5 protein-coding genes are annotated in these 5,524 nt (G+C 62.7%); 4 read left to right on the top strand and 1 reads right to left on the bottom strand.

The genetic code is table 11. The features are described from left to right. Window positions 1-58: 58 nt before the first annotated feature. The 4 genes from RUW20_RS04960 to RUW20_RS04945 all read left to right on the top strand — a co-directional run bounded on the left by RUW20_RS04960 (window position 59) and on the right by RUW20_RS04945 (window position 3,806). On the top strand, window positions 59-922 hold the full coding sequence (locus RUW20_RS04960) for an REP-associated tyrosine transposase (protein ID WP_313951092.1): 864 nt from the start codon (window positions 59-61) through the stop codon (window positions 920-922). A gap of 73 nt (window positions 923-995) precedes the next feature. After that, window positions 996-1,919, top strand: coding sequence for a hypothetical protein (locus RUW20_RS04955; protein WP_313951091.1), 924 nt, complete (start codon window positions 996-998; stop codon window positions 1,917-1,919). 185 nt (window positions 1,920-2,104) lie between these two features. Beyond that, window positions 2,105-3,112: a ribonuclease Z gene (locus RUW20_RS04950; protein WP_313951090.1), complete on the top strand. Its 1,008-nt coding sequence runs from the start codon at window positions 2,105-2,107 to the stop codon at window positions 3,110-3,112. A 487-nt stretch (window positions 3,113-3,599) separates the two neighbouring features. Then, a complete protein-coding gene (locus tag RUW20_RS04945; protein ID WP_313951089.1) occupies window positions 3,600-3,806 on the top strand; it encodes a hypothetical protein in 207 nt (68 codons plus the stop codon). 261 nt (window positions 3,807-4,067) lie between these two features. Here RUW20_RS04945 and RUW20_RS04940 read toward each other — a convergent pair. Then, window positions 4,068-5,524 (bottom strand): DUF1254 domain-containing protein (locus tag RUW20_RS04940; RefSeq protein WP_313951088.1); only part of this gene is annotated, 1,457 nt, incomplete at its 5' end.

The raw sequence follows: 5,524 nt of genomic DNA, 5'->3' as shown, positions 1-5,524 counted from the left end.
AAACTGCGGGGTCAGGTCTCGCATTATTGCACACAGGCCGATACGCTAGACTCCCACCATGGCCAGACCGCTGCGCATCGAATTCCCCGGCGCCCTTTACCACGTCACCTCGCGTGGCGACCGCCTGGAGCCGATCTATGAAGATGATGAGGATCGGCAAGAATTCCTGCGTGTGCTGGCCGAGGTGGTGGAGCGCTACCACTGGCGCTGTCATGCCTGGTGCCTGATGAGCAACCACTACCATCTGGTAATCGAAACCGTGGAGGGAAATCTGTCGAAGGGAATGAGGCACTTGAACGGCGTCTACACACAAGCGTCGAATCGGCGTCACCATCGCTCGGGACACCTGTTCCAGGGGCGTTTCAAGGGGATTCTGGTGGACCAGGATGCCTATTTCCTGGAGTTGAGTCGATACGTGGTCCTGAATCCAGTTCGAGCGCGAATGGTAGATGCAGCCGAGCAATGGCCGTGGAGCAGTTATCGCGCGACGGTCGGTGAGGCGCCGGTGCCGGAGTGGGCGGCGCTGGATCGCTTGCTGAGCGCGTTCAGTGCGGATCACAAAAAGGCGTGCCAGCGCTACCGGCGTTTTGTTCGCGAGGGTGCAGAACGGGAGGTTTGGGGCGGCCTGCGGCAACAAATCTATCTCGGCGACGAGAAGTTCGTCGAGCGGATGCAGACGAGGGCGCAGATTTGCGGCGATGCGTCGACCGTGCCGAAGGCGCAGCGCCAATCGCCGGCCGCATCTCTTGAGGACATCGCCACCAAGCATCGCCACCGCAACGCCGCGATCGTGGCGGCTTATGCAAGCGGAGCATACAGCTATCGAGAAATCGCGGCGTACTTCGGCGTTCACCTGGCAACGGTCGGGCGCGCCGTGCGGATGGCGATGACTCCGGAACACGGCAAGGGCGTTCGCCCATGAGCCCTTCTCCCGGTTGTCGAGCTCCGGCACCGAGCCGGCTCCGGGCCCTGGCGGCGCGCCGGGAGCCGACCGGGTGAAGGGCCTGGACAAGGCCACTGGCGCGGCAAGGCTGATTGAAGCGATCGGACCGTGGCCGTTCATCACCCGCCACACCTTCCTGCGCGCCGACGGGATTCGCGTCATTCTGCACTCGCGCCATCACCGCAAGGGGCTGCCAACAGCGGCGCGCAAGCGGGCGCCGCTCACCGGTCTCGGCTGGGTACGCTGCCTGTGGATGCCCGGGGAATTGAACTGGTGGATCGGCAGCGTCTTCGCCCTCGGTTCGCTGCTGTTCGCCCTGGGCAGCGTGTTCAGTCTCTCTCCCGACCTGGCAAAGCGATACTCGCTCGACGCGTGGGCGGTGAACGCCATCTACTTCGCCGGATCGATTCCGTTCACCCTCGCCGCCTACCTGCAACTGTTCCAGGCGGCGAACGCGGGCGCGTTCTCGCCACACACCTCGCCTCAGGCCACGCCGGTGGCGCTCAAGGCCGCGCTATTCGGATGGCGGCCGCGCGAAATCGGTTGGCTGAGTTGCGCCTTGCAGTTCGCGGGAACGCTGCTGTTCAACGGCAGCACTTTTGACGCGATGCTCCCTGGATTGAACTGGTTTCGACAGGATCTGGCCATATGGGCGCCCGACCTTTTCGGCTCGATCCTGTTTCTGGCATCGGGCTACCTGGCGTTTATCGAAACCTGCCACACGCACTGGGCCTGGCGGCCAACGAGCCTGTCGTGGTGGGTCGCTTTCACCGGCTTGCTCGGCTGCGTGGCCTTCATGATCTCGGCGCTTTTTGCTTTCGTGCCATCGCACGCGCCAAGCGACGCGGCGCTGACGAGTTCTCTGGCCTTCACCCTCGTCGGCGCCCTGGCTTTCCTGATCGGATCACTGCTGATGTTGCCGGAAGCAGTAATGCCGGCAGAGCCCGCGGCGACATCGAACACGCCGGCCGGATAGTGTCGCAGCCGAGACTTCGCTGCTCGCAAGCCGCTCGTTCAACGCAGCAAGCGAAGCTGATCGGGTCCAGCATGCGTAGCCAGCAGCACGCGCAGCGACGCCACGCGCTTTCAGTCCCAAGCTTCCGAGCGAACGCACGAACTGCCAGTCGGCGATAATTGGCCAACCCAGCTCACCCCCTCGACATGCGCCCAACTTTCACTCTTCAGCTGGTCAATCCGCCGTTCGGCGACCCCGGCCTGCACGTCGACTTCCTGTTCGAGAAACGGGCGCTGCTCTTCGATCTCGGCGACATTCGCGCCCTGCCGCCGCGCAAGCTACTGCGCATCAGCCATGTCTTCGTCTCGCACACGCACATGGATCACTTCTTCGGTTTCGACTGGCTGCTGCGCATCTCGCTTGGCCGGGCCCATACGATCGAGCTCTTCGGGCCGCCTGGCATCCTCGCGCAGGTGGAAGCCAAGCTCTCGGCCTACACCTGGAATCTGGTGCACAACTACGCCGGCAACTTCACCCTGGTGGTCGGCGAATGGCACGCGGACGGGCGCCTCGAACGGGCACGCTTCGCCTGCCGCGAGCGCTTCCGGCGCGAACCCCTGCCGCCAGCGCACTGCCCGGACGGCCTACTGGTCGAGCAAAAAAACTTCCGCGTGCGCGCCGCCTTTCTCGACCACGAGGTGCCCGTACTCGGCTTCGCGCTGGATGAACCCAGGCACGTCAACCTCTGGAAGAACCGGCTGCAGGACATGGGGCTGCAAGTCGGCCCGTGGCTGCAAGGTCTAAAACAGGCGGTGCTTGCCGGCGCGAAGGATGACACGCCCATACACGCGCAGTGGAAGAGCGAAGGCCGCACGGTCGAGCGAACCCTGGCGCTGGCCGACCTCAAGCCGGCAATCACCATCGTGCCGGGAAACCGCATCGCCTACGTCACCGACGTCGTCCATCACGCCGAGAACGTCCAGCGCATCGTCACGCTGGCCCGCGATGCCGACGTGCTGTTCATCGAAGCGGTGTTCCTCGACGCGGACGCGGAACATGCCGCGCGCAAGTTCCACCTCACCGCCAAGCAGGCCGGGAGCATCGCCTGCACAGCCGGCGCCCGGCAGGTTATCCCGTTCCATTTTTCACCGCGCTACACGGGGCGGGAGGCAGAGTTGCGGCTGGAACTGGCGCAGGCGTTTCGCGGTGGCTAGCCGGGCTTGGAGAGAGACTTATGATTTGACACCGAGCTTCTCGTCGCTCCTGCTTTCTGGAATCACCCGTACGAAACTGGCTCGAAGGTCTATTCCTGCGGCTCAACGCAAACCGTGCTCCGTTGCGGGATAACCCCGGGCTAACGCCTGAAAAAGATGCGTCGCTTGGCCCAGTGGACATACTGCGTTTCGGTTCGTATGCTGAAGTACTTGAGGCGGATGTGATCGCAAAGCTGGTCAACAAGCCTGCCTTCAGAAGCTGTGTTTGACGCCGCGCCAGCTCCGCCCATGGCTAACAACCATATACACATCAGACAATTACAGATTGTTTGCTGGATTATTAATCTGCGCAAGCCGGGATATACACCGCAATCGGTGTCGTCTAAACGCTGGGCCTCTCGTCCAAGAGGAAACAGGCAATGGCACTGACCGTTACAGAAATCGAAGAACTCAGGCGGTACGCCTTCTTTCTGAAAAGGTGATCACCATGTTAGACGAAACAAGAGAAGGCGAAAGGCGAGAAACAATTGATGAATTGTCCGACCTTCTCGTCGTTGTCCAGGAGATGGGCCGGCGGCTTGCCGACGAAACTCATGGAGATGCATATTCCCAAGTGGGGGAACTAAATGAGCTTTTGCATCAAGCTCGTCTTCAATTGACCAGGATTAAAGACGGGGCTGTCGAAGGTGGCTAGCCGGGACAGACCACCGTTCTTACAAAATGTGAAAGCTGACCGTTGAATTGCTCGCGTGATCAACTTACCGCACCGGGAAAGGGAAAATGCATCTGCGGGAGGAACGGAAATGTCTCTGACCCCTTGCGTGCGCTCTTGCGTGCGGTCCTTACAGAATGGTGAAAGCTAGCCGGGCGAACCGCAAGCAGGCGATTCGCCGAAGGCGCGAGTCCCTGGCCGCGAAGCAGCGGGGCGCTGCTGCCAGCGCCCCCCGCAGCCAGGCTACGGTTGCAGTTCGATCTCGCCCGGTCGCCAGGTCTTGGCGAACCACGGCTCGAGCGGGCCGTAGAGCCGCAGGATGGTGTTCCAGCTCCTGCCTGGAACGGTCTGCACCCAGTTGCTCTCCTTGCCGGCCGGCGCTTTCGGTCCGAAGAACACGTCCACCGAGCCATCGGCATTGACCTGCAGGTCCTTGTTCTGGCTGCTCACACTGGGGAAGCGCTGATCGGTCTGGATCATCGAGCGCGTCTGGTTGCTGTAGAGGATGACCGACCAGAAGTCCTTCACCGGGACGTTCGGCGGCAGGCGCAGCCTGTAGTTCTTGCCGCCATCCAGCGCATTGCCGGCCTTGTCGCGGGCGGTCCAGGCGTACTGCGAGCCCTTGCCAACCATTTTCATTTCCATGGCCGGGGTAACGCCGGTGGCCATGAAGAAGAAGAAGTTGGCACCGTCCAGGTTCTGCACGCCCGGCTCCGTCTGGAACCGGTAGCCGCCGATGAAGGGTACCTGCCAATTGCTGTCGGCGTAGTAGTAGGCGTCGCGGCTACGGGTGTGGAAGGCGTTGGCGCGCGCCGTCGCGTCACCCATGGCGGCGGCTTCGGTGAGAATCTTTTTCATGCGCTCGTTCGGCGCGAAGGGCTTGCCCTTCTGGATACCGATCGACTGAAAGAAGCCCAGCGTCACGGGGTCGAGCGATTCGCTGGGTTCTTCCTGCACCACCTGGTTCAGCAGTTCCCAGTAGCCGAAGCCCGCCGGGTTGACCATGCTGAACGGTTTGCCAGACATGTCGACAAAGTTCACGGGTTTGGGCTTGGCCGCCTCGGCCAAGGGATAGACCCTGGTGTGCTTCTTGACCAGGTCGACCCCCGGCTTCGGATCGCCGTCGACCAGGAAACTACGCCACGCCAGCCAAACGCTGTAGGTGCTCGGGCGCACCAACCGGTAGCCATCAGGCAGCTTGCCCTTGTAGCCGGGCGGCAGGAACAGATACTTGCCGCCAGCGCCCTTGTCGGCTCCGGTGATGCCCAGGTCCACCACCCAGCGATACCACATGTCGTCCACCAGGCCCAGCACCTTCGGTGGCACCTCGACCACCAGCGGGCCGCCCTTCAGGTCGAGCCAGAACCAGGTGTACGGCGTGTTGTCGTTGGCGGTGAGCTCCACCGTGCGCGGATCGACCAGTTGCTCCCAGATCGGCACGGTCTTGTTCACCGGACCCAGCGACAGGATGGCGGCGCGGTTGGCGGCCTGATTGACGGCCGGCAGCGCCAGCAGGTAGGCCTGCACGGCGCGCTGGAAATCGAGGTTGTCATACAGCTTCTCGGCCGAGGCCTGGTCGGGGAAGCCGTCGAAGAAGTTCAAGGTGCCCAGCCGGGTCTCGACCTTGTCGGGCGAGGCGACACCCGGCGGCATCGGTGTCGAATACTTCAGTTGCGGATCGGCCGGCGCGCCGGTGAGCA

The sequence above is a fragment of the Accumulibacter sp. genome, assembly GCF_032229525.1.
Classification (GTDB): Bacteria; Pseudomonadota; Gammaproteobacteria; order Burkholderiales; family Rhodocyclaceae; genus Accumulibacter.
This window is presented reverse-complemented; position numbering and strand designations above follow the sequence as displayed.

What these genes read in the sequence shown, in the direction of transcription:
- RUW20_RS04960 (WP_313951092.1), top strand. Translation starts at nt 59, where the DNA reads ATGGCCAGACCGCTGCGCATCGAATTCCCCGGCGCCCTTTACCACGTC.
- RUW20_RS04945 (WP_313951089.1), top strand. Translation starts at nt 3,600, where the DNA reads ATGTTAGACGAAACAAGAGAAGGCGAAAGGCGAGAAACAATTGATGAA.
- RUW20_RS04950 (WP_313951090.1), top strand. Translation starts at nt 2,105, where the DNA reads ATGCGCCCAACTTTCACTCTTCAGCTGGTCAATCCGCCGTTCGGCGAC.